Origin of the sequence: Acinetobacter sp. NIPH1876 (genome assembly GCF_022808535.1) — a bacterium.
In the GTDB taxonomy this organism is placed as follows: domain Bacteria; phylum Pseudomonadota; class Gammaproteobacteria; order Pseudomonadales; family Moraxellaceae; genus Acinetobacter; species Acinetobacter higginsii.
Genome location: NZ_JALGBR010000009.1, coordinates 87,460 through 112,437, shown reverse-complemented (window position 1 = coordinate 112,437; position 24,978 = coordinate 87,460). Strand labels below are relative to the sequence as shown.

The following is a 24,978-nucleotide window of genomic DNA, read 5'->3' as shown; positions in this document are numbered from 1 at the left end:
TTAGCCATGAGCAAAATTCAGTCTAATTTGCTAAGTAGTACGCTTATTCTTGAAGCAGCAGCTTGCCATTTTCTTTCAGTAATTTTCCATCATAGCTATAAATCATTTTCTTCTGAGCAACTTTGCGTTCTTGCTCCTCACTTTCTGGTGCCCCCATAAAGTCAGGCATGCTCACGATAATTTGATTGGGTTTTGCTGAAACTTTGATGAGATCCGAACATGAGCCAAAAACAGGCGAAACCGTCACTTTCTGGTTTGGACTGATTTTCACAAAATTCAGTTGGATCGGACAACCACTGCCGCCAATGTCTTGCACCAAAACCACATCATCCATGTGTAATTTATAAATGCCTTCAATCGACAGACCGTTATTGCCCTCAATTTTTGGCAGTACCATCTTATGATTAAAATATAGCGTTTCTTGCCCAGTCTCAGGGCTGACTTTAATTTGAACTTGCCCATAACGTGTTTTCTTGACGCTTTCCGCAGCAAAAGCAGTCTGTGTCGCGACCAATACCGTAGCAGCAAGCACCAATTTCAACATCTTATTTTGTATCATCATTTTGATTTTACTCATCACCTTGTTTAATGATTTTAGGTTTTAAACTACATGGATTTTCGACTTTGATCTCCTGAAAATATTTCTCTCCGTCTTCTTCCGCATCATAGCCAAAATTAAACGAGCCATCGCTCTCGTCAAAGAAGGTAGAATAGCCAATCTGCTCCATCTCGCTAAACTTTGGATCTTTTTTACTGATACTTAAATAAGGCTTGAGTTCAGGCAGGCGGTAAAACACCACTTTGTCATGTTCTTTATCCAATTGCTGTTTGGTCACGAAGCACTTTTGATTGGGTGACATTTTTAATAATTCAAAGAATTCCTACTGCTTATTATTTTGATCATACACCGTGAGGATATGTGCACTGCCTGTTGCACCAAGCTTAAAACCGATCAGTTTTGGGGTGAATTGATAGGCCCTTGCCGTCTTATTCCATTGCGATATTAAGACTTTGTCTTGACCTTTATAAGTTTTAATATAGTCACAGGCATCGGTTTTCACATTGCAATTTCGTTTAATAATTTTGACCTCACCCGCTTGAGCCAAAACTTCGGTTTTAGCCCATAGCGCGCTACTGCAACAGAGCAAACTGATTGCTAAAATTAATCTACTTGTCATTTTATAATATACCCAATTGATTTAAGCCGTGGTCTAAGTGCCACAAAATAGACAGCTTATTCTGCTTAGAATAGATTGGGAATTCAATGTTTTATTGCTAACCTCATCCACATGACGTTGAAAGCACCATATACAACACTTCACTGCTGAATGAACCATCTGCTTGGATACGATAATATTGCTGGGTTTGATCAGATGCCTTTTTCTGTAAATGACGAATGGTCTGAATCGCATATTCAGGGGTTTGCATCCGCGCTGTCCAGCTCTTGAACTCTAAATCTAAATATTGCTTTTCAACTGTCTCGACCCTAAAACCTGCAGATTCAGCAAAGCGCATCCATTCCTGCAAACTATAATTGCGTACATGACTTGGGTCTCGAATGGTTTCAATGCTCTGAAAGAAGGTATCCATCACAGGATTTGAGTGCCCTAAAATATCGACAATAATCACCTTGCCTTGTGGCGCCAATACACGGCGAATTTCCGCCATCGCCTGCGCGACGTTGTGCCAATGATGTGCTGAATAGCGGGTAATCACACAATCAAAGCGTTGATCGGCAAAGGGTAAACTCTCGGCAGCCCCTTGCTGAGCGATCACATTATTCAAGCCCTTTTGCTTGGCCTGTTGCGCCACCAACTCCACCATCGACGGCGTTAAATCATAAGCAGTTACTTCACCAGTAAATGGTGCGATCTGATAGCTGACATGGCCACCGCCACAGCCTAAGTCCAACACGGTCTTCAATTGATGTGACTGGATCAAATGCTGCATTTTTGCAAACTCAACACCTTGCGCATGCACTGTGCTGTTTAAATAGGCTTGGGATTTATCTTGATATTGCTGTTGATTAACTTGATGCTGGGTATTCATCTTCTTATCCTTGCACTGTGGGTTTAGCTTCAAAAATAACCAACCTTAATCAAAAATAAAAATGATCAATTTTAAATTAATTTATAAAAATAAGTTATTAATTAAAGACCAATCAAGCTGGCTGCGACATTAATCGCCACCGCCAAGATCACGGTATTAAAAATAAAAGCCAAGACACAATGAAAAATATTCAGATGTCGGAGCGCTGAGCTGGTAATTGAGACATCAGCCGTTTGTGCAGAGGTACCAATGATATAACTGAAATAGATAAAATCGAGATAATCAGGTTGATCGGTTTTAGGAAAATCCAAACCTGCTTCTTGATGACGACTTTTGGCAAGGTAGTAATCATGTGCATAGTGAATCGCAAATAAAGTATGCAGTAATAACCACGTTGAAAAAATCGTCCCGATGGTCAGTAAAATCAGAGCACTTTTTAAAATCGGCTGATCTTTAGGCACATGCCCCAATTGCACCACAATCGAAATAAAGCAGATTACAATGGCAACCAGCACCACGGTCAAGATCATCCACTTACCTTCATCCTGTTGCTTGGCGCGTTGTAAAATATGGGTGGCGTCCAAGTGCCACATCATTTTCAAGGTCAGAAATAAATACAGCCAAATCGCAATATTCCAACCCAGTTGTAAGCAGGTTGCCCAATGCCACTGGGTAAGCAGATGCAAAGCCCCATAAATCATAAGTCCCAAAGAAAAAGTCGCAGACAAATATGGCCGATACTTTATTCCTTTTAGCAAGCGCGGGATAAATCCTTGCATTTTCCACCTATTTGTATTTTTTATACATGCGTAATTTACCCTTATTTTTTAACACTGTATGGCCTGAGAAAACTCACTCAGAACGTCAATTTAACCGAAATTAAACAAAATAAAGTTTCTCAGCATATTTACTTCGGACAAAAATGTCCGTTTAATTCACCCTATCTCCCAAGAAATTTGAATCATGGCAAAACGTCAGCAATTGGCAGCGCATAATCGTGATGAACTTCTAAATGCGGCTGAAGAAATCTTTCGCAAGCAAGGGGTTCATGTGCCTTTACAAGCCATTATTGATCATGCTGGCGTGGGACGTGCAACCTTTTACCGTAATTTTGCAGATCGTAAAGCCTTGATGACAGCATTACTGGAACGTGCCATAGAACGTTTGGAACAACGTACGCTTGCCTTACAAGACTTTGATGATGGCTTTATTCGTCTGATCGAGGGGCATATCGAACAATTGCCCCATCTGGTGGTGCTGATTGATTACTGGCGCATTATTGATCGGCAAGACCCAATCATGCTAAACATTTATGAGCGGCGTGATAAAGCACTGCAACCCTTGATTGATCGCGCCATAAAACACAAATTGTGTCGTCCAGATTTAACGCCACACGATTTTGCCATGATTACAGCGATTTTGGGCTCTTCATTTCAAGGACATCACGCCTCTGATCAAGTGCGCTTAGCCAAACGAGCAATAGAATTATTATTAAACGGCATTAAAGTTTAGTTCGAGGAATAATATGGATAAAAGCCCTCGCTATCTAGAGACTCCTCCAGATTGGTCTGCCGATGAGCGCCCAACCTTACCGGGCTCGCCTGCTGCAATTGCACATGCCCGACCAAAACGTTTTGCCTATTTTTTTATTGGTCTGTTTATATGTATTGCAGCCAGTTTAAGTAACGGGTTTATCGTTGCCAATTTACCGATTTTCCAAGGTGAATATGGTCTCACCCCATCGCAAGCAGCATGGCTACCTGCAGCCTATGTGATGGCCAATGTCAGCTCTAACCTGATTCTGTTTAAAGCCCGCCAACAATATGGTTTGCGCTTATTTTCAGAAATTGGCCTGTTGGCTTTTATTGGTGTACTGGTATTACATATCTTTGTTCAAACCTATGAAGTTGCCTTATTTGTGCGCTTTATTGCAGGTTTGGCAGCTGCGCCTTTAAGCTCGCTAGGGATGTATTACACCATGCAAGCCTTTGGTAAGGCGGATATGGCCAAAGGGATTTATCTGGCCTTCGGCTTTCAGCAACTTGGCCTGCCTTTGGCATGGATCATCTCGCCTTTTCTGCTCAGTGCCAATCAGTGGGATGTGATTTATACCTTTGAATTGGGTTTGGCAATTTGTTGTTTTGCCATGGTGGTGGCGTTAAAACTGCCACGCAGCCTACGCTTAGAGGTATTCGAGAAGCAGGACTTCTTTACCTTTGCCTTGCTTGCACCCGGTTTTGCCTGTCTGTGTATCGTACTCACCCAAGGGCCGATTTTATGGTGGTTCAATAGTCCTTGGTTGGCCTACACCTTAATCGTCGGTTTTTGTTTGATTGTGTTGGGACTGACTTATGAACACTATCGCAGCAATCCATTGATTATGACCCGTTGGTTAGCCGCAGGTGATCTACTCAGTTTTGTGGTCAGTGCCTTCGCCCTACGCTTACTCATGTCAGAACAAAGCTATGCTGCGGTCAATTTCCTTAAGACTATGGGCATGGGACCTGACCAGTTTGTACCACTGTATGTGGTGATCTTCTGCGGCACCATTGCAGGTTCGGTATTTAGTGCTCTGACCTTCCATCGTGAACGACTGATTCTGAATTTGTTCCTTGCTGAAATCCTGATTTTGATTGCTTGTGCGCTGGACTATCACCTGACCAGTGATGTGCGTCCTGCCAACTTTTACCGCAGTCAATTTCTCGTCAGCTTTGCAGGTGGTGTGTTTATCGGCCCACTGCTGCTGATGGGCTTTATGCGTACCCTGCAACGTGGCCCGCAATATGTGGTGACCTTCATTGTACTGTTTTCAGCCACACAGAATTTTGGTGGTTTGGTCGGCTCCTCCTTTTTCAACACCTATCAGCAGCGCCATACCTATGATTATAAAGTCGAAATCAATAGCAATCTTGACCCGACAAATCCAATTGTGGCACAGCGTTTACAAGCCTACCAACATAGTGCCATGGTCAGTAGCAATGACCCTGTTTTGCAAAATAACCAAGCCTTGCAAAACCTGAATAAGGTGGTCACCCGTGAGGCTCAGGTACGTGCCTATAACGATGTAATCGTATTAAACGGTATTTTTGCAGTGGTGTTATTGCTGTGGGGGCTATTTAAATATGCACGGGATAAATACAAAACCCGAAAAAATCTGCAAGCAGCCAGTTAGTCCTTTTTGATTGAGAAAAGCTTATGTCCGAACAAGAGAAACCTGAAAATAATAATGCTCAAACCACTGAGCAAAATGAGACAACTCAAGCAGCCAAGGTGCCTGAGACTGTCGCCCAAATGCCGCCTCCACCACCACCGCCGACCAGTAAACTCATTAAAACCAAACGCTCTACCCTGTGGTGGATGCTGCTGGTGTTATTGGTCGGAATCACCATTATTTTATGGGCATGGCGCATTGGCCCCTTCCATACAGCAGTTGAACAAACTGACAATAGCTATGTGAAAGGTAAAACCACCATCCTGTCTTCACAGATCAATGGCTATATTAAAGATGTCTTGGTCAAAGACTTTGATCAAGTTAAACAAGGTCAGGTTTTGATGCATATTGATGCCACCACCTATGACCAAAAAGTGACGCAAGCAGCATCTGGTGTAGAGCAAGCAGAAAACAGTCTTGCCAATCAAACCCAAGCCATTGCGCAACGTCAGGCCGATGTTGTGGCCGCACAAGCCAAACTGGATCAAGTCAAGGCACAGTATGATTTATCTGTGGCTCAGCTAAAACGCTACCAACAATTGGGCGATAGCGGTGCGGCGTCTAAATCTGAACAAGATAAAGCCGCGGCAGATGCGCAGAATAATCACGCCTTACTAAAACAAGCCGAAGCCAATATCTTGGTGGCACAAGAAGCTTTAAAAACGGCGCAAGTGGCACAGTCTGGCTTAAAAGCACAAGTTAATAGTGCACAAGCACAACTCGACCAAGCCAATACCACCAAAGACTACAGCACCATTGTTGCACCACTGGATGGACAATTGGGTGAGGTCAATCCACGGGTGGGCCAATATGTCGCTGCGGGGACACAATTGCTTTATCTGATTCCGACACAAACGTGGGTGATTGCCAACTTTAAAGAAACCCAAATTGCCAATATGAAAATTGGGCAAAAAGCGTATTTCACCGTCGATGCGATGAATCATCAGAAATTTACAGGACATGTTGAACAGATTTCCCCTGCCGCAGGTTCAGAATTTAGTGTACTCAAACCCGACAATGCCACAGGTAACTTTACCAAGGTGGTACAACGTATTTCAGTCCGTATCGCCATAGATCCAAATCAAAAAGGCATCGAAAACTTACGTCCTGGGATGTCGGTAATTACCTCTGTGGATACCGACTCCTAATACAAAACTGACATTCTCAATCAAATCCATTTACAATGTGATCAAATCCATTTCTCTTGTTCGAAAATGTTTGATCACATTGCTTTTCCCACACCCTATCAAACATTAGCACTTCCTAGTTCGGTTCAACTGACCATTAAGCGTCTGGACCTGATTCATCCTCACATTTCAGGCAATAAATTTTATAAGCTGAAATACAACCTGCTTGCAGCACAACAACAAGGTTTGACTCAAGTTCTGACTTTTGGTGGTGCTTTCTCCAATCATATTGCTGCTACAGCCTATGCTGCACAGCGTTTTGGCTTGCAAAGCATTGGCATAATTCGTGGTGAAGAACTTGCAACTCAAAACTTAAACCCTACCCTACAGACAGCGCAAGATTTTGGTATGCAATTGCATTTTGTCAGTCGGGCTGAGTATCGACTGCGCCATGAAGCGGAATATTTACAACAACTACAACAGCAATATCCTCAGGCCTTTATTGTTCCAGAAGGTGGCAGCAATGCACTTGCACTGCAAGGAACACAGGAAATTTTAAGCAAAGATGATCGAGAAAATTATGATGTGATTTGTTGTGCAGTTGGAACAGGTGGCACCATTGCTGGACTGATTGAAAGCAGCTCTGCACAACAACAGGTTCTAGGTTTTTCAGCATTGAAAGGCGACTTCCTAAAACAGAATATTCAACAGTGGACCAACAAAAGTAATTGGTCTTTAACCGATGCCTACTGCTGTGGTGGTTATGCAAAAACCACAGCTGAGTTGCTGCAATTTATGCAACACTTCGAACAACAATATGCAATTCCTTTGGAACAGGTCTATACCGCCAAGATGATGCTGGGGCTATTCGATTTAATTCAGCAGCAGTATTTTCCTGAAAATAGCCGTATTTTGGCGATTCATACGGGTGGATTACAAGGGCGCTTAAAATAAAAAAGCCACTCGCAAGTGACTTTTTATTTGATCGAATCAAGTGCTTAAAACCAGCCATCACCAATCGGCTTATTGTCCATAAACACCACTAAGCCTTTGACAATGCGATAAATAAACCAGATTGATGCTGCAAATAGAATCGGAATACCAATGAGTACAAAAGACAAGATAAATCCAATAATTGCAGCAATGAGAGTGATCCAAAAGGTTTTGATTTGCCATTCAAAATGACTGGCCAACCATGTTCCTTTTACCTCGTCACGCTTCATATAATTCATAATAATGGCAGCAATACTTGTTAATCCCACAAAAATACTGGCCGCATAAAGCCCATACGCAATTAAGGTATATTGTCTGAGTTGATCTTGCTGATGAGGCGGAGTGCCTTCTAAAAAAGTCTTATCATTCATTATTGTTATCCCCTTTATTGAGTCCAATTTTATAACATGCTTTGATTTTAAAAGTATCTTTTTTAATCAAACAATCAACATACTCAAACTGCTCTAAATCTTCTATAATTGCCCGCTTTTCCTCCCTTGAGTATTTTCCCCATGGTTCATCAAGTTGATGTTGTTGTTTTAGGTGCAGGTGCATCAGGCTTGATGTTGGCTGCAGAAGCAGGCAAACGTGGGCGCTCGGTTGTGGTGTTGGAAAAAGCCAATAAAGTCGGCAAAAAGATTTTGATGTCAGGTGGTGGTAAATGTAACTTTACCAATCTGGAGGTCGAAGCTGCCAATTATTTGTCTGAAAACCCACATTTCGTCATCTCAGCCTTAACGCGATACACCAATTGGGACTTTATTGCTTTGGTCTGCGAATACGGCATCGAGTACGAAGAACGCAAACACGGGCAATTATTTACCCTCAAAGGATCTAAAGAGATTCTGGAACTTTTACTTTCAGAATGTGACAAAGCCAAACGTGTTCAGATTCAAACCCACTGTGAAGTACAGCAAGTGAAGGCTCAGGCAGATTCCAGTTTTATGATTGAAACCAGTCAAGGGACTTATCACTGTGAATCCTTAGTTGTGGCAACGGGCGGATTATCCATTCCAACCCTCGGTGGCTCAGGTTTTGGTTATGAACTTGCGCAACAGTTCGGACATCATGTTTATCCAACCCGTGCGGGTCTGGTTCCGTTCACCTTCTCCGATCAGTTTAAAGAAGTCACCACCCGCTTGAGTGGCAATGCATTAGACGCAACCTTGATCAATGATCGTCATCAATTTACCGAAGCTTTGCTGTTTACCCATCGTGGTCTTAGTGGTCCAAGCTCACTGCAACTTTCGAACTACTGGCATGTTGGGGAAAGCTTTAAAATTGATTTCTTCCCAAGCCAAGACTTTGCACAATTCTTTAAAGATAAGAAAAAGTCACAGCCTAAAGTTCTACTACGCACCTTAATCAGTGAATTTACCGCCAAAAGTATCGTACTTGAATTACAGCAACTGATTTGGACAGAACAAAGTGAAACACCAATTGGCAATCTCAGTGATGTACAACTCGAACATATAGCAGCGCAATTGCATGCATTTACGGTAAAACCATCAGGTACTGAAGGTTATCGAACGGCCGAAGTCACACTCGGTGGGGTGGATACCAGTGAAGTATCTTCCAAAACCATGGAAAGTAAAAAACAGAAAGGTTTATATTTTATTGGTGAAGTGCTGGATGTTACAGGACACTTAGGTGGCTATAACTTCCAATGGGCATGGTCTTCTGCACAGGCAGCGGCTCAATTTGTCTGATATGACCATATGAATTACAGCACTTCAGGCTACGTTCAATAAAATCTGTTTCAGTTTTGGTGGTCTGAAGAGTTTGCCGCTTCTGAAGTTGCGATTTGTTGTGTATTTTCAATGGGTCTCTCTTTAGAAGAGTTTGACTTAGCAACAACAAATTTATAAGCACTCGCCAAGAACCCTACAGTAATGCCTGCAATAATAATCGGTGCGAATACTCGATTTGGCCTCTTCATGTTCATTCTCCTATAGACTTTTTATTTAGAGACTATTGATACTTTAGCTATAAATGAATTGCTTTTGAGGTCAAATTTGTTATTTAAACCCTCTAACTTTACTCAAAATATCCAATCGCAATCCAAAACAAAAGCCAATAGCGCCGATACAAACAAAACGACCACCCTGCTTAGAGTGGTCGAATTGATTAAAAAAATCAAAGATTATTTTTTCTATTCATCCGAATACGGCGGAATTGGTGGTGGATTCGCCGGAGTATCTGATGACGTTGGCGTCGGACTCACAGGATTTACTGGAGTCGTTGGTGCTGTTGGTGTTGGACTCACAGGAACTACTGGCTTAACCTCATCCTTATGTAATGGATTTGGTTTATTGCCTTCAGTTTTTGCTTTATCTAAAAGATCCGTCAGTAAGCGTTCTGCAGGTTGACGTCCTCCTAGACCAAAGGCCAATGCAAATGCGACTGCAACTGAACCAAGTGTTAAACCAAATGCCAAATTCACAATCGAGTCAGCAATGCCCATGGCTTTTAAACCCATTGCAATCACTAAGCCCATAATTAAGATACGGACTAAATTGCCTAACCAGCGTGAACTGTTGTATTCACCACGTTGTACGATGTTGGCGACCACATTAGCTAACCAGAAGCCGATCACTAGAATCACAGCACCAAGTAGGATACTTGCGCCAAACTGGATAAACATCGCGATCAGTACACTGACCTGTTCTAATCCAAGTCGATTGGCTGCCTCTGAAACCGCAAATAACATGGTAAAGAAAACAATTAAACAACCGATCACGTCAGAAACACGGGTTTGTCCCAAGAAGCGTTGTAAATCCAGCTTCATCGGGATTTCATCCACCCCAGCCCCAGAAATCAGTTCAGCCACTAAACGTCCAACAAAACGGGAGACAATATAAGCCACAATTAAAATCAAACCAGCTGCAATGATTTGTGGAATTGCATACATGATTTGATTGAGCATGGCGGTTGCAGGTTGAGAAATTGCTTGGATACCCAAGGCTTCAAAAGCCACAATTAAAGTGGTAATAATAATGATGGCAAATACAAATGAACCTAAGAATTTAGAAACATTTGAGTTCTTAAATAAGCCAACTTTTTCAGCTTGCGCCTGTAAACCCAGACTATTACTTAAGCCTTCAACAATGCCTCTTACAATTTTCGCTAACACATAGCCCACGAAAATGATCACAGCCGTAATAAACAGGTTCGGCAGATAAGCAATCGCTTCATTCACCATGTTTTGTACTGGAATTAAAAGCCCTGTTAAACCCAGAATTGATAAGACAATAGGCAAGAACAGTAATAACACTAACCAATAGAAAATTTCACCAATATTGCTACTGAGTGAACTGACACCAACTTCGCCACTCAGCTTCTCATCGAATTCAGTTTTAGAAAGTACATTGGTTAGCCCCGCACGAACCAGACGTGCGATAATCCAGCCAATAAAGCCCACGGCGACTGCTGCCAGCAAGTTAGGTATATAGGCCAATACGCGACCAACCATATTGCTAAATGGATCACTGACCCCACTGATATTTAAAACATTGAGTGCGCCAACTACAGCGAGAATCATCACAAACCAGAACACCAGTTTAGAGACCAGATTTTCAATATTTGGAGTACGGCCTGTTGCAGAAGACAATTTATGATTGGTATCAAGCTTTTGCAGTAATTTTTTAACACCTGCTGCAATCACTAAAGCAACAATCCACCCTACAAGTAGGATGACAACTGCAGCAAAAATAGGATGAAACTGATCCCAATAATACATTGCATCAAATCCTCCACGATTGGAGGGGTCACTAAAAAAATCATTCATGTTGTTATCCTTATATTGTGTTTTTAAATCTTGATACACATCCACTTAAGAACGTTCTGCAATGAAGAACATGATTTATGGATGCTTCCACCTTAGTTTTTGTCTATTTTCCAATCAATCAATGGCATCACTAATACAACAAAAAAGTCTCACAATATTGCAAAAAAGCTCATTGATTCACACCAATGAGCTTTATTATGAATTGGTTTTGGTCTAAAGATATGCTTGCTTAAGCATTCAGAATGGCCGACTGCATATGTGACATGATCACTTGAGCAGTTGGATTGGCTGAATGATCAGCAACCATATAAACAAGTAATGCAATCAGGAAGATTCCGACCATAATCAAAATATAAACGGGTAATCTTCTCTTTTTGGTAATTTCTTCTTTGCTGGCCACATGAGGCTGTGGCTTACTAAAATCATGCATGATAGCAGCCCTCATCCTTTTACTTTTCAAGTTTTATATTAGCAATACCCAGTGTTGCATTGTGTGAAAAAGCTTCGGACTATCGTTGCACTGGTTGCAGAACTCCACTTTCTTTTATTTATTTTTTGTTTAAAATATAGTCGGTTTTAGAATGCGTTAAAATAAGCTATAATACGCGCCTCCTTTCTCAGCCGTTCTGCTTTATGTCCTATAGCCAACAAAGCGTTTCTCTTGAATTAGACACTGATGTGACCCATCAATGTTTTTTACATCACACACGCGATGAACATTTGATTGGAATTATTGAGTTCAATAAGCCGAGCTATATTCTGAAATGGGGCGATTTAGAATACTTTCGTCGTCGTACAGAAGAGTTTTCGGTGATGCCATTGCCAGATTGTATCAATGCGATGATTGTCGATATTCGCAATGTACAACCCTTTTTGGATAATGAAGTTCCGATTCTACCTTGGCGCTTACTCGAAGAAGATTGTCCTGTCCGTCTGGTCGTCCCGCAAGATCGCCTAGAGCATTATATTGGCTTGTTTGAACCGACTTGGTTAACCACGGATGTCGATACCGCCATTCAAGAAATTCGTGAATTTATGGATATGTTTGTACATTAAGACATATCCATTCAGCACTCTTCTACCAATAATTCTCTACAGCAATATTGCCTTCGCCACGACGATTCATAATTAAACCGCGTTGCTTCAGGGCTTCTTTAGTATCTTCCACCATTTGTGGATTGCCACATAACATCACATGACTACTGTCTCGGTTAAAAGAGAGCCCTGCTGCTTTTTCTAATTCACCATTGCCAATTAAAACAGGCAAACGATCATGCAGGGCGGCATTCGGATCACGGGTAATGATTGGAATGAACTTAAAGCCCGTATGCCCTTCGCCAAATAAGGCTGCAATCTCTTGGATACGCTCGACATAAGCCAACTCAGATTCAGTACGTACGCTATACACCAGATTGATCTGCTGATATTTATTCCATGTTTCAAAGTCTTGTAACATCGATAAAAACGGCGCAAGCCCCGTGCCTGTTCCCAATAACCATAAATCCTGTGGTAACGGTTGTTGATAACGTGCCAGCGTTAAATAGCCATAGGAAATTTTTTCCAGATACAACTCATCATCGACTTTGAGGTGTTGTAGATTCGAGGTAAAAGCACCATCAGGCACAACAATTGAAAAGAATTCTAATGTTTCATCAAAAGGTGAAGAGACAACTGAATAAGCACGAACAACCAGTTCCCCTTCAACCATTAAACCAATACGTGCGAACTGACCTGCGGTAAATTTAAAATGAGCTGGTCGAGTCATGGTGAAGCTAAAAAGATTATGAGTCCAACGGTGTACAGATAAAACCTTTTCTACGCTAAATTTTTCAATTGACATGATGAGAACGTGGCATGAAACAGTGCGCTCATGTTAGCATGATCGAATAATTGATGGATACTCAAAACATTAAGGCTATTTAACATGCGCATGACATTACGCCAGTTGGCTGTTTTCGTGGCGGTCGCTCAAGAAGGAACGGTAACCAAAGCGAGTGATGCTGTCCGACTTACACAAAGTGCGGCAAGTATGGCTTTAGCAGATTTAGAAGATGGTCTAGGTGCACCACTCTTTGATCGTTTGGGTAAACGATTGCAGCTCAATGATTTGGGACGTTTTTTACTCCCACAAGCTTTAGAAATTTTAGGTCGCTGTGACTCTTTTGAACAAGCGGCTAAGGGTGAATTACAAAGCATTGATCTACGTTTAGGTGCAACGCTTACAATTAGTGATTATTTAATGCCAGATTTGATGGCTGAATTTTTACAACGTCATCCACAAGCACATCTGCAACTGCAAGTGGGCAATACCCGTCAAATGATTGAAGCAGTCAATCAATTCCAATTGGATCTGGCCTTGATCGAAGGGTCTTGTCATTTACCTCAACTGCAATGTATCCATTGGCGTGATGATGAGCTAGCCGTATGTTGTGCGCCAGATCATCCCTTAGCACAGTTGAATCGCCCCGTGAGTCCAACTGATTTCCTAGATGTGGAGTGGATTCTACGTGAGGAAGGCTCAGGTACACGTGAAGTATTTGATAATGCCATTTTGCAAGATTTACCCGATGCCAATATTCGTTTAACACTGGGTCATAATGAAGCGATCTTAAAAATTGTCGCGGGTGGTTTAGGCATGTCTTGTGTTTCTAGATTAGCGATTGAACCGCTACAAGAGAAAGGTCAGCTGGTGATCTTGGATACTCCATTCTGGCAATTAACCCGACCGCTCTATATGCTCGTGCATCGTCAAAAGTACCAAGGGCCTGGACTGAAAGCCTTTTTACAATTTTGCGAACATCAGGTGTAATTCACTCCAATAAAAAACGCTTCCAATAGGAAGCGTTTTTTATTTTTATTTAGAAATCGAAACTCACACCCAATTTATAGGTACGACCTGCACCAATAATGGCATAGTCATTATTAAATACACCGGCCCAATGTTTTTTGTCCGCAACATTATCAATATTTGCTCTAAATGTTGTATCCACACCACCAATTTTTGCTTTGTACTTAGCACCTAAATCAAAAATAGTGTAATCAGGTAATTCCAAAGTATTTGTGTTATTTAAATACTGTTTACTCACATAGGTCGCACGTGTATTTATACTCAAGCCATCAATTTGTGGAATCTTATAATCTAAGGCCAAACCAGCAGTGAAATCAGGTATACCATAAATTGTTTTTCCCTCAAGAGCAGGGGTTCCAGACTTAATATACTCAGCATCGATATAAGCCAGATTTCCAAGCAAGCTTAAATCCTCAGTAATATTACCTGAGAATGACCACTCGATCCCACGTGAACGAGTTTCAGCATCATCTTTAACGATTGATGTAGCACTGTCTAAATAAGCTTCTGGTTTTTCAATTTGATACAGCGCTAAAGTATTTAACCAAGAACCCATTTGATGCTTCGCACCAATTTCATATTGCTTAGTCTGGTACGGTGCTAAAGTTTCACCTTTATTTTTCGCAGTTGGATAAGTAATATCAGAAACGGTTACACCTTCAGATAAACCTTCAACATAACTCGCGTAAAAAGAAAGATTTTCAGCAAAAGGCTTAATAACAATACCTATACTTGGTGAAACCTTATCTGCTGAGTAACTAGTTTTTCTGAATAAGTTTTTGGTATCAATATCTTGATAGCGCGCTCCTAAAATTAACTGTAACCGATCATCCAACATCGAAACTTGGTCAGTCAATGTATAGCTCACATACTTGTTGTCCCCGTAAGGTACTATTTTAGGATAGCTGGTTGGCATTGCTCCAGTGTTTAATGGATCATATAAATTAGTATCAAAGGCCGACACTGTTGCCGCACCGTGCTGCCAATATTTACGCGTTAAATAATCTGCTCGAATACCAACAGTATGTTTGATACTTCCTGTTTCAAATTTCGCTTCAAGACCCGTGTTTGCCGCAACATTGTGTTCCTGAGTCCCTACTCGATAATATTGAGATTTTGCAGCACCTGTTTCAGCATTTTGCACAATCATTCGTGTACCAAAAAGATGGCCTGAATATTCTTTTTCAGTATATCCAACCCCTGCAAACACTTTTAAATCTGGAGCGAACTTGTATTCACCAGATAGTCCCGCATATTGGCTACTCTGCTTTCCTTCAATTTTTGGAAAATAGTTATTATTACCATCAGGAGCTGCAATCACTTGCTTAATTGTTCCCATTGAGACCATTGCTGGTGAACCACCTTCACGATCATCTCGCATCGCATAGGCATCAAAATTTAACTTTAATTTGTCTGTCGTATAGTCAAGTGCGAGTACGCCAGTTGCATTGCTATCATCCATTCCATCAATAAGATGTTCCCCTGTACCATATGAACCACTCGCTCTGATACCAAATTCATTATTTGCGCCTAAGCGACGGGATACATCAAAACCTGATTTATAGTATCCCCCATCTTCATAACTCGCTGAAACTTGAGTCAAATCTTGATTGGCACGTTTAGTCTGAGCCATGACAACGCCACCAACACTACCTGCTGGCGCCATCCCAGCAACTAAAGCATTTGGGCCTTTTAACAAAGTGACTGACTCAAGAATATCTGTAGGAATACGCCCAGTCGGCGCCATTCCAAACAGGCCATTTAGGTTATAGTCTTCAAATCCAACGCTAAAACCACGAATCTGAACATTTTCATTTAAATGTCCAGCATTGGTTGTTTCACGAATACTTGGATCATTTCTTAATACTTCTGAAACAGTGGCAGCTTGCTGATCTTGAATCAACTTATCCGAATAAGTCGTAACAGAAAACGGGGTATCAATAGTAGATTTATTGCCTAAGCTACCCAAATTTGAATTTTTCTTGAGCTTACCAGCAGCATAACTCTCTTGTTGATCAGCTTTTACCGTAATCGTTGGTAAAACGGTATTGTCTTCAGCAACAGCAAACATCGGCAAAGCGATAAGAGATAAAAATAATATATTCTTTTTCAAGTGATCAAACCCCGATAAAAATTTGACCACAGTATATAAGATAAATTAACAAATGATAATAAAAATCATTAATAAAATGATAACCATTTATTTAATGAATATAAAAATCTCATCATGAGAATTCACATAATTTATTTTTAACTTAATAACCGATGAAATGCTTTGCCTCTCGGACTTAGTTCAACAGCTGATTAGCTACAATAGGCCAATCGAGAAGCAATACTGATAGAAAGAAAAAGAGGCTAACCGCCTCTTCTCTTTTGAGCTTTAAAAACAAGTTCAAATCAAACCAGAAAAATTAGCGTCTGAAGTTAGATAACAACTCTGATGTGATTGAATTATTGTGCGTCGCTATTTTAGTTTTTCTAGTTTTCGCTGGATTTGGATCAACAAGCTCAATTTTTGTGGCTTTGTACTTCCCGTCATTTTCAACGACCACAAATTTCACTTTTTCATTTCTTTTCGGCTCGCCACCAGCGGGATACTCTGAAATATGAAAAAACACATCCCCTTCAGAGGTCCCAATAAAGCCAAAGCCTTTGTCTGGATTATATTGTTTAATTTTTCCCTGATAGAACTCTTGCTTCATGACATTTATCCTACTTTGCAAATCTGATCATCACAGTATATAAAAATAAAAAAGAGACTTTCAATCTATCCCCAAAACAGTATCAGGATGAGATCAAGTCTCTTTTTATGAATGTTTCAAAAATCAGTCTTTTTGAACACTACCAAAAATTTTGTCACCTGCATCACCAAGACCAGGAACAATATAACCTTCTTCATTCAGACCTTGGTCAATCGACGCGGTATAGATCAACACATCTGGATGTGCCGCTTCTACTTTCGCAACACCTTCTGGCGCGGCAACCAAGACCATGACACGAATATCTTTACAGCCACTTGCTTTCAATACATCAATTGCAGCAATTAAAGAATTACCTGTCGCAAGCATTGGATCAATAATCATGGCTAAGCGATTGGCAACATCAGGCACCAACTTTTTATAGTATGTGCGCACTTCTAAAGTTGCTTCATCACGCTCTAAACCTAAAACACTCACTTTCGCGCTTGGAATCAGGCTAAGAACGCCCTCAAGCATACCAATACCAGCACGCAAGATTGGAACAATTGTGATTTTCTTCCCTGCGATACGCTGAGTTGAGACTTTCCCTGCCCACCCATCAATTTCATGATCAACAACAGGAAGATCCTTTGTTGCTTCATAAGTCAGTAACATCGTGACTTCTTGCGCTAATTCACGGAAGTTCTTGGTACTAATATCTGAACGACGTAATAAACCAAGTTTATGGCGAATGAGCGGATGACGGATTTCTTGAATCGACACGAATGAGTACCTAGGTAATATTAATCTCACTCCATTATAAAGTGTTTTTTACTCATCAATAAAAAAGCCTCCAACTTTGGAGGCTTTTTTGTACAAATCCGACGATTACTGTTGTTGAGACAACATAAAGTGCAACGGAGAAAGGATCTCTGCCTTCAATGCCAAGTTAATCATTGGATCCGGATAAACACCCATCACCAATACTAATAACGCAGCAGCAAGGACCATAAGACCACCGACTTTACTTCCCCAATGAGCATCCGCATCAATACGAGGTACATCTGGTGGAGTCATATACATCACCACCATCACACGTAAGTAGTAATACAAACCGATACCACTACCCACCACAATCATTGCCGCCAAGAACCAGTGTTGCGTTGTCACCGCAGCCATCACCACCAAGAACTTACCAATGAAGCCTGCTGTTAATGGAATACCTGCTAAAGACAACATCATTACAGTTAATGTTGCAGTCAAGATCGGACGGCGCCAGAACAAACCACGGTAGTCTGCAAGGCTTTGTGCTTCATCGACGTTGTTATATGGGCTCGACATTAATGCAACCGCACCAAATGCACCGATTGTGGTCAATACATAGGTAATTACATAAACCGTCACACTACCAAGACTTGCGTAAGTCATGCTGATTAAAGCAATTAACAAATAACCGAAGTGTGCAATCGATGAATAACCCAAGATACGTTTCAAGTTGACTTGACGAACTGCAAGTAAGTTACCCACCACGATCGACAATACCGCAATGATGGTAATCACCGTCACTAATGATTCAACCAAGATTGCACCAGAAGTCAGTAAGTAACGTACAAATAGACCAATCGTTGCAACTTTCGCAGCCGTTGCCAAGAAGGTTGCCATAGGTGCCGGTGCACCTGCATACACATCTGGCGTCCATTTATGGAATGGCGCAAGTGAAAGTTTGAATGCAACAGCAAAGATAATTAAACCTAAGCCCAATAACACCATTGGTTGTTTGATTGCAGTAAACAATGCCTGAACAGAGTCATAGAATGACAATGAACCTGTATACGCATAGATATAAGCCATACCCATGAGCAACATTGCAGAAGCAGTCGCTGAAAGCACAAGGTATTTAATCCCCGCTTCCAAAGACTGACTACGTTGATAGGTATACGCCAACATGCCGTATACAGGAATCGACATCAACTCTAGGCTGATGAAGAATGCTGCATAGTGTGAGCTTGAAACCAACAACATTGCACCTGTCACTGAGCACAGTAACAAGATATACAACTCTTCGCGGTTGTCCTTATAAGTCTCAATATAAGCATGAGATAAAGTACAGCACGCTAAAGCAGCAATTAGAATCAGGAATTGATAGAGCATGGTAAATGGATCAACCATGAACATACCCATCACGTTTACTGGTGCAAAGTGCCCACTAAACATGGTGTATCCAATATAAATTGCAGCAAGGTTTAAACCCACAACCGAAGTTGTTGCAATCAGATTGTGATTACGCTTAATCGCAGTTAATAACATCACGACGATTGCGGTCAAAGCCACAATCATCACGGGAGCAAGTGGCATTAGCTCAGAAAAAGAAATTGTGAAGTTCATGATTTATTGCATCTCCACATGTTCAAGTTGAGTTGCAGCCTGTTGAACAGTTTCGACAACTTCTTGTACTGGCATATAACTATTTACTAACCATTGCATGCTTGAATGAGACATATCCAAGAATGTTTGCGGGTAAATACCTAACCAAACTAAACCGATCGCACAGATCATCAAAATAGTGACTTCACGTGCAGATAGATCTTTAAGCGGACTAGTATAGTGCTGTTTTTGCTCTGGGTTTGGTTCACCAAATAATGCTTTGTGAATCAGAATCAGACCATAAAGACCAGCAAATACCAAGCTCACTGCTGCAATGATCGTGAACGCTGGATAAGCTTTGAATGAACCCATCAAGATCAGGAATTCACCAATAAAGTTACCTAGACCTGGTACACCAACCAATGCTGCAACAAAGAACATCAAGAAGAATGGCAAATATTGCAGCTGGCCACGAAGACCACCCATCAAGCGTAAATCACGTGTATGTAAACGCTCGTACACTTGACCCGACATAATGAACAATGCAGCAGATGACAAACCATGTGCCAACATCATGATCATGAGGCCTTGGAATGTCAGGATATTACCTGCATAAATTGCAAGTAAGATGAAACCCATGTGCGAAATAGACGTGTACGCAAGTAAGCGTTTCATATCTGTTTGTTGGTACGCTAAGAATGCACCGTAGAAAATACCAATCAGACCCAAAATAATGGCGATATCAGCAAATTGTGCTGATGCAGCCGGGAAGAATGGAATTACGAAACGAAGCAAACCGTACGCAGCTGTTTTAATCAAAATACCCGCTAAATCCACAGAACCCGCTGTTGGTGCTTGAGCATGCGCATCAGGCAACCAGCCGTGTAATGGGAATACTGGTAATTTCACCGCAAAACCGATGAAGAAACACAGCATGAATGCATAAGCAACTTCAGGTGGTAAGTGGTTCGCAACAGCCAATAGATAGTTGTAATCGAAACCGATCATACCTGTCATCATGTATCCATAGACCACAAGGCCCAAGATACCGATCAACATGATCAAACCAGCGATTTGAGTATATAAGAAGAATTTGGTTGCAGCATAAACACGCGAACGACCATTCGACCCTGAGTGTCCCCATAACGCAATCAAGAAGTAGATTGGTACGAGCATCATCTCCCAGAAGAAGAAGAACAAGAATAAGTCAATCGCCAAGAATACACCGATGACCCCACCCAAACTCCAAAGTAAGTTTAAATGGAAGAAACCAACGTTCTTTTGAATCTCACCCCATGAACAGCCAACTGCAAGTACACCCAGTAATGCAGTCAACAACACCATAAGTAGAGATAAACCATCCACCGCTAAGTGAATGCTAATGCCTAAAGTCTGAATCCATGGAAGATGGAATTCAGCCGCCCAAGTCGGGACTTTACCGCCCAACTCGTAGCTAAATGTACCACTTTGCCACAGTGCAATGCCCAAACCGAAGGTAATCAACATACCAATCAAGGCAATCCAGCGCGGTAAATGTTGGTCGTATTTATCGACTAACCAACAAATAAAACCAGCAATGAAAGGAACTAAAATCAGTGCGGGTAAAATTAAATTGTTTTCCATTTTATTTCCCCACAACCTGAATCACGATCAAGATCATCAATAACACCACTACACCGAGTGACATGCTTGAAGCGTATTCACGTAATGAACCTGTTTGACGCGAACTTGTAAAGCTATTACCACCCTTCACAATTGCAGGGAGTACTAACCATAAACCGTCAACTGGATCACGACCTAAAATTTTCGCAATCAATAAATAAGGTTTTACAAATACGATGTCATACAAAGCATCGAAACCAAATGCTGTACGGCAAATGTGCGCTAAACCTGAACCCAAAGATGTTTGAGCAAAAGCTTTTACTGCACCGTATGCAAAAGCAAACAAGAAGATACCCACAGCTAAACCAGCGAGGGCAACACCACTTGCTAAATGTTCAGCATGTGCAACAGCAGCTTCTAAGCTCTCAGGAACAACAAAACTTGGAATGCTTGCAGCAGTCAATAATTTTGCAACTGGCGCTTGTAGGAAGTAGCCGATACCTGTTGATAACGCAGCAAGAATTGCAAGCGGACCCCAGTAAGTGACGCCATGAATCGCATGTGCATGGGTTTTCTCTTCGCCGAAGAATACCACCCAGATTAAACGGAAAGTATAGATAGACGTTAAGAATGCACCCGCAACACCAACCCAGTACAACGTATTGTAAAGTGGAAGATTTGCAATTGTAGACTGTGCATATACTGCACCCAAGATCGCATCTTTAGAGAAGAAGCCAACAGTCACGATTGGAAGTGCTGCCAATGCGCCACCACCGATTACGAAACACCAGAATACGAATGGAATCTTATGACGTAATCCACCCATTTTGAAAATGTTTTGTTCGTGATGACATGCAAGAATTACGGCACCTGAAGAAAGGAACAATAATGCTTTGAAGAATGCGTGAGCCAACATGTGGAATAAACCAGCTTGGTATGCTTCAGCACCCACTGCCATAAACATATAACCCAACTGACTCATGGTTGAGTAAGCCAAGATACGTTTGATATCGGTTTGCACCAATGCGGCAAAGCCAGCCACCAGCAAAGTCACAGCACCTGTAATCGAGATGAACTGCATTACTTCTGGTGCCATTTCAATCACAGAGAACATACGGCAGCATAAGTACACACCTGCTGTAACCATTGTTGCAGCATGGATCAATGCAGACACTGGTGTAGGACCAGCCATCGCATCAGCTAACCAAGTTTGTAATGGAATTTGCGCTGATTTACCCGCTGCACCCAAGAACAACATCAATGCTGTCCAGATCGACAATGATGAGCTTTGTGTCATGACAGTCGCTGCATTTTCAACAATGTACTGAATATTCAAAGTACCAAATTGTTGATAGAGCAAGAACAATGCGATGAGTAAGAATACGTCACCCACACGTGTTACGGTGAATGCCTTGATTGCCGCCCAGCCATTTGCAGGGTTTGAGTAATAGAAACCAATCAATAAGTAAGAGCACAGACCTACGCCTTCCCAACCTAAGAACAATAACGCCAAGTTATCGCCCAATACCAACAACAACATGCTGGCAACGAATAGGTTGAAATAAGAGAAGAAACGCGCATAACCTTCTTCACCACGCATATACCATGATGCGAAGATGTGAATCAGGAAGCCAACACCTGTGACCATACCTGTCATCAATAATGACAAGCCGTCTAAATGTAAGCTGATGCCTGGCTCAAAACCGCCAACACTGAACCAAGTCCATAAGTGTTGAACAAAAACGGTTTGACCACTGCTGGTAAATGCAAGACCGGCAATTAAAGCAAATAACGCAGATAAACCAACTGAACCAACACCAATAATGGCAGCTACATTTTCAGAAAGTTTGTCACGCCCTGCCGCTAAAAGGATAAAACCAATGAGCGGAAATAAAACGGTTAAATATAATGTACTCATCCGCGCATCTCACTAGCAGCATCCACATCCAAGTGATGGAAGCGATGATAAAACTGAAGGACGATCGCAAGACCAATACATGCCTCTGCTGCAGCAAGCGTCAGGATCAAAATGAACATGATCTGTCCATCTGGCTGAGCCCAAACACTACCTGCCAAGACGAATGCCAACGCAGCAGCATTCATCATCACCTCAAGGCTCATTAGCATAAATAAAAGGTTGCGTCGCACCATTACACCGTAAAAACCCAGTGCAAAAAGGATGGTTGCAACGATCAAACCATGTTCTAAAGGGATGTGTCCCATTATTCTTTATCCTCTTCTGCACCTGGTTCACGTTTGCCTAAGTGGAATGCTGCAACAAGTGCTGCAAGCAATAACATCGCGGCAACTTCTACCAATAATAGATAGTGAGTAAATAGTGCTTGACCGACTGCTTTAGGCCCAACAACTTCTGTACCCATTGGCGCAGAAATCGTGGTGTATTCACCACCGAGCATCCACACCAAGATTAAGCCTAATAAAAAGCTCATCAGTGCAGGAAAAGCCCAAGCATCTGAAGTCAACCATTTGCTTTCTTGTTCAATGGTATCTTGTCCAAGGTTCAACATCATGACAACGAAGACGAACAAGACCATGATCGCACCTGCATAAACGATGATCTCAAGGGCAGCCGCAAACGGCGCACCCACGATCATGAAAATGCCAGCAACCGCAAGAAGAGAAACGATCAAGCTAAGTAATGCATGCACAGGATTGGTGTTGGTCACAACACGTACTGTCGAAACAATGGCCACAAGTGCCATCAAATAAAATGGCCACATCATGGTAATAAGCTCCGTACATCTACTGGTGCACTTTCTTTTTGTGCTTGACCTTTTTCTTTACCGCTCACAGCCATACCAGTGACACGATAGAAATTGTAGTCAGGATATTTACCAGGTCCAGAAATGAGTAAGTTTTCTTTCTCATACACCAAGTCTTGACGTACATACTCACCAAGTTCGAAATCTGGTGTCATCTGAATCGCTGTGGTTGGACATGCTTCTTCACACATACCGCAGAAAATGCAGCGTGAGAAGTTAATACGGAAAAATTCTGGATACCAACGTCCATCTTCTTTTTCCGCTTTTTGCAATGAAATACAGCCCACTGGACATGCAACCGCACACAGGTTACATGCCACACAACGCTCTTCACCATCTGGATCACGCGTTAATACGATACGACCGCGATAGCGTGGAGGCGCAATTTGTTCACCCGGTACTTCTGGATATAAGATCGTGTCACGTTTACGTGTTACATGGCTGAACACCATCCATAACGAACGTACAATCGATCCAAAGCCAGCTAGAATTTTATACATTTTGTACTCCCTGCTGTCCTAGGCCTGATTCATCAGAATCACAGCACCAGTCACTAACAAGTTGACCAACGCCAATGGCAAACAAACTTTCCAACCAAAGTTCATCACTTGGTCATAACGTGGACGCATTAACGAGCCACGCGCCAAGACAAACATCATTACAAAGAATGCTGTTTTAATCACGAACCAGAATAATGGTGGAACAAATGGAATTTCTAAGTTAAATGGTGCAAGCCATCCGCCGAAGAATAAAGTCACGATCAAAGCCGAGATCAAAACAACGTTGACGTATTCCGCAACGAAGAACATCCCCCACTTCATACCACCATATTCAACATGGTAACCTTCAGCCAATTCTTGTTCAGCTTCTGGTTGGTCAAATGGGTGACGGTGCGTAACCGCAACACCCGCAACCACAAAGATCAAGAAACCTAAGAACTGAGGAATGATGAACCACATATCACGTTGTGCTTCAACAATCTCACGAAGGTTGAATGAACCTGCAATCGCAACCACACCCATCAACGAGATACCCAAGAACACTTCATAAGAAATGGTTTGAGCAGCAGAACGAAGACCACCGAGTAATGAGTATTTGTTGTTAGACGCCCAACCACCAAATAACACTGCATAAACTGCAATACCTGCCATTGCCATAAAGAACAATAGGCCGATACTCATATCCGCAACGCCCAGTGTAGGACTTACTGGAATCACCATGAATGAAAGTACCGCAGTTGCCATCGCAACTGCTGGTGCTAAACGGAAAGTCAGCTTATCAGCAAACTTTGGTGTCCAGTCTTCTTTGAACATGATCTTAAGCATGTCGGCAACGATCTGGAACATACCACCTGGACCGACACGGTTTGGACCATAACGGTCTTGCCATAATGCCAAGAGACGACGCTCAATAAATGACATCAAAGCAGCAACCAAAACCACCACCAGCAAGATCACAATCGCCTGAATCACTGAATAAGCGATTGGCCAGTTCTCAGCCCAAAGTGGCGTTTGACGTATAATTTCTTGATTCATG

27 protein-coding genes are annotated in these 24,978 nt (G+C 41.8%); 7 read left to right on the top strand and 20 right to left on the bottom strand.

Features of this window, described 5'->3' with window-relative positions:
- Positions 1-43 precede the first annotated feature (43 nt).
- From MN869_RS11240 to MN869_RS11220, 5 genes are all read right to left on the bottom strand, one after another.
- Positions 44-562: a hypothetical protein gene (locus tag MN869_RS11240; protein WP_005312506.1), complete on the bottom strand. Its 519-nt coding sequence runs from the start codon at positions 560-562 to the stop codon at positions 44-46.
- A gap of 7 nt (positions 563-569) precedes the next feature.
- The gene (locus tag MN869_RS11235) at positions 570-860 is read right to left on the bottom strand and encodes a hypothetical protein (protein WP_243307508.1); all 291 of its coding nucleotides are present in this window, start codon (positions 858-860) and stop codon (positions 570-572) included.
- A gap of 21 nt (positions 861-881) precedes the next feature.
- Positions 882-1,178 (bottom strand): hypothetical protein, encoded by a 297-nt coding sequence (locus tag MN869_RS11230; RefSeq protein WP_243307506.1) that lies wholly within the window; start codon positions 1,176-1,178, stop codon positions 882-884.
- 103 nt (positions 1,179-1,281) lie between these two features.
- Positions 1,282-2,049 (bottom strand): class I SAM-dependent methyltransferase, encoded by a 768-nt coding sequence (locus MN869_RS11225; RefSeq protein ID WP_033133495.1) that lies wholly within the window; start codon positions 2,047-2,049, stop codon positions 1,282-1,284.
- Between the two features lie 101 nt (positions 2,050-2,150).
- Complete coding sequence (locus tag MN869_RS11220; protein WP_005312491.1) at positions 2,151-2,828, bottom strand: DUF1345 domain-containing protein; 678 nt, start codon at positions 2,826-2,828, stop codon at positions 2,151-2,153.
- A 184-nt stretch (positions 2,829-3,012) separates the two neighbouring features.
- Here MN869_RS11220 and MN869_RS11215 point away from each other — a divergent pair, with 184 nt between their 5' ends.
- The 4 genes from MN869_RS11215 to MN869_RS11200 all read left to right on the top strand — a co-directional run bounded on the left by MN869_RS11215 (position 3,013) and on the right by MN869_RS11200 (position 7,341).
- Positions 3,013-3,561, top strand: coding sequence for a TetR/AcrR family transcriptional regulator (locus MN869_RS11215; RefSeq protein WP_005205624.1), 549 nt, complete (start codon positions 3,013-3,015; stop codon positions 3,559-3,561).
- Between the two features lie 13 nt (positions 3,562-3,574).
- Positions 3,575-5,221: an MFS transporter gene (locus MN869_RS11210; RefSeq protein ID WP_004804807.1), complete on the top strand. Its 1,647-nt coding sequence runs from the start codon at positions 3,575-3,577 to the stop codon at positions 5,219-5,221.
- 119 nt (positions 5,222-5,340) lie between these two features.
- Positions 5,341-6,408, top strand: a complete 1,068-nt coding sequence (locus tag MN869_RS11205; RefSeq protein ID WP_225761715.1) for an HlyD family secretion protein — start codon at positions 5,341-5,343, stop codon at positions 6,406-6,408.
- Positions 6,409-6,474: 66 nt separating this feature from the next.
- Positions 6,475-7,341, top strand: coding sequence for a pyridoxal-phosphate dependent enzyme (locus tag MN869_RS11200; RefSeq protein WP_033133494.1), 867 nt, complete (start codon positions 6,475-6,477; stop codon positions 7,339-7,341).
- 44 nt (positions 7,342-7,385) lie between these two features.
- On the opposite strand, the gene MN869_RS11195 is transcribed toward MN869_RS11200, so the two are convergent.
- Positions 7,386-7,751, bottom strand: coding sequence for a hypothetical protein (locus MN869_RS11195; protein ID WP_004804804.1), 366 nt, complete (start codon positions 7,749-7,751; stop codon positions 7,386-7,388).
- A gap of 141 nt (positions 7,752-7,892) precedes the next feature.
- Here MN869_RS11195 and MN869_RS11190 point away from each other — a divergent pair, with 141 nt between their 5' ends.
- Positions 7,893-9,089, top strand: a complete 1,197-nt coding sequence (locus tag MN869_RS11190; RefSeq protein ID WP_033133493.1) for an NAD(P)/FAD-dependent oxidoreductase — start codon at positions 7,893-7,895, stop codon at positions 9,087-9,089.
- 50 nt (positions 9,090-9,139) lie between these two features.
- Here the strand turns inward: MN869_RS11190 and MN869_RS11185 are convergent, their stop codons facing one another.
- The 3 genes from MN869_RS11185 to MN869_RS11175 form a co-directional block, all read right to left on the bottom strand.
- Positions 9,140-9,319, bottom strand: coding sequence for a hypothetical protein (locus tag MN869_RS11185; RefSeq protein WP_004804800.1), 180 nt, complete (start codon positions 9,317-9,319; stop codon positions 9,140-9,142).
- Between the two features lie 213 nt (positions 9,320-9,532).
- Positions 9,533-11,167 (bottom strand): mechanosensitive ion channel, encoded by a 1,635-nt coding sequence (locus MN869_RS11180; protein WP_033133492.1) that lies wholly within the window; start codon positions 11,165-11,167, stop codon positions 9,533-9,535.
- Positions 11,168-11,396: 229 nt separating this feature from the next.
- Positions 11,397-11,597, bottom strand: a complete 201-nt coding sequence (locus tag MN869_RS11175; protein WP_004804796.1) for a hypothetical protein — start codon at positions 11,595-11,597, stop codon at positions 11,397-11,399.
- A gap of 203 nt (positions 11,598-11,800) precedes the next feature.
- Between MN869_RS11175 and MN869_RS11170 the strand changes: the two genes are divergently transcribed.
- Positions 11,801-12,223, top strand: coding sequence for a hypothetical protein (locus MN869_RS11170; RefSeq protein WP_004804795.1), 423 nt, complete (start codon positions 11,801-11,803; stop codon positions 12,221-12,223).
- 22 nt (positions 12,224-12,245) lie between these two features.
- Here MN869_RS11170 and MN869_RS11165 read toward each other — a convergent pair whose 3' ends face one another.
- Positions 12,246-13,007 carry a ferredoxin--NADP reductase gene (locus MN869_RS11165; protein ID WP_005205637.1) on the bottom strand — a complete coding sequence of 254 codons (762 nt, stop codon included), beginning with the start codon at positions 13,005-13,007 and terminating at the stop codon, positions 12,246-12,248.
- An 84-nt stretch (positions 13,008-13,091) separates the two neighbouring features.
- Between MN869_RS11165 and gigC the strand changes: the two genes are divergently transcribed.
- Positions 13,092-13,976, top strand: a complete 885-nt coding sequence (gigC, locus tag MN869_RS11160; protein WP_004804792.1) for a LysR family transcriptional regulator GigC — start codon at positions 13,092-13,094, stop codon at positions 13,974-13,976.
- A gap of 49 nt (positions 13,977-14,025) precedes the next feature.
- On the opposite strand, the gene MN869_RS11155 is transcribed toward gigC, so the two are convergent.
- The 10 genes from MN869_RS11155 to nuoH all read right to left on the bottom strand — a co-directional run bounded on the left by MN869_RS11155 (position 14,026) and on the right by nuoH (position 24,977).
- On the bottom strand, positions 14,026-16,086 hold the full coding sequence (locus MN869_RS11155) for a TonB-dependent receptor (RefSeq protein WP_081406945.1): 2,061 nt from the start codon (positions 16,084-16,086) through the stop codon (positions 14,026-14,028).
- A 340-nt stretch (positions 16,087-16,426) separates the two neighbouring features.
- Positions 16,427-16,717, bottom strand: a complete 291-nt coding sequence (locus tag MN869_RS11150) for a cold shock domain-containing protein (RefSeq protein ID WP_004804787.1) — start codon at positions 16,715-16,717, stop codon at positions 16,427-16,429.
- 123 nt (positions 16,718-16,840) lie between these two features.
- Complete coding sequence (gene upp / locus MN869_RS11145) at positions 16,841-17,476, bottom strand: uracil phosphoribosyltransferase (protein WP_017402053.1); 636 nt, start codon at positions 17,474-17,476, stop codon at positions 16,841-16,843.
- 105 nt (positions 17,477-17,581) lie between these two features.
- Entirely contained in the window at positions 17,582-19,078 is a 1,497-nt protein-coding gene (nuoN, locus tag MN869_RS11140) for an NADH-quinone oxidoreductase subunit NuoN (protein ID WP_004804782.1), read from the bottom strand.
- Between the two features lie 3 nt (positions 19,079-19,081).
- Positions 19,082-20,680, bottom strand: coding sequence for an NADH-quinone oxidoreductase subunit M (gene nuoM / locus MN869_RS11135; protein WP_005191270.1), 1,599 nt, complete (start codon positions 20,678-20,680; stop codon positions 19,082-19,084).
- A 1-nt stretch (position 20,681) separates the two neighbouring features.
- Complete coding sequence (nuoL, locus tag MN869_RS11130; RefSeq protein WP_005205642.1) at positions 20,682-22,577, bottom strand: NADH-quinone oxidoreductase subunit L; 1,896 nt, start codon at positions 22,575-22,577, stop codon at positions 20,682-20,684.
- On the bottom strand, positions 22,574-22,882 hold the full coding sequence (gene nuoK / locus MN869_RS11125) for an NADH-quinone oxidoreductase subunit NuoK (protein ID WP_004655436.1): 309 nt from the start codon (positions 22,880-22,882) through the stop codon (positions 22,574-22,576). The genes nuoL and nuoK overlap by 4 nt, the downstream gene beginning before the upstream one ends.
- Positions 22,882-23,400, bottom strand: a complete 519-nt coding sequence (gene nuoJ / locus MN869_RS11120) for an NADH-quinone oxidoreductase subunit J (RefSeq protein WP_171061079.1) — start codon at positions 23,398-23,400, stop codon at positions 22,882-22,884. The genes nuoK and nuoJ overlap by 1 nt, the downstream gene beginning before the upstream one ends.
- On the bottom strand, positions 23,400-23,942 hold the full coding sequence (gene nuoI / locus MN869_RS11115; protein WP_004655439.1) for an NADH-quinone oxidoreductase subunit NuoI: 543 nt from the start codon (positions 23,940-23,942) through the stop codon (positions 23,400-23,402). Before nuoI ends, nuoJ begins: the two co-directional genes overlap by 1 nt.
- A gap of 18 nt (positions 23,943-23,960) precedes the next feature.
- Positions 23,961-24,977 (bottom strand): NADH-quinone oxidoreductase subunit NuoH, encoded by a 1,017-nt coding sequence (nuoH, locus tag MN869_RS11110; RefSeq protein WP_004804775.1) that lies wholly within the window; start codon positions 24,975-24,977, stop codon positions 23,961-23,963.
- Position 24,978: the final 1 nt, after the last annotated feature.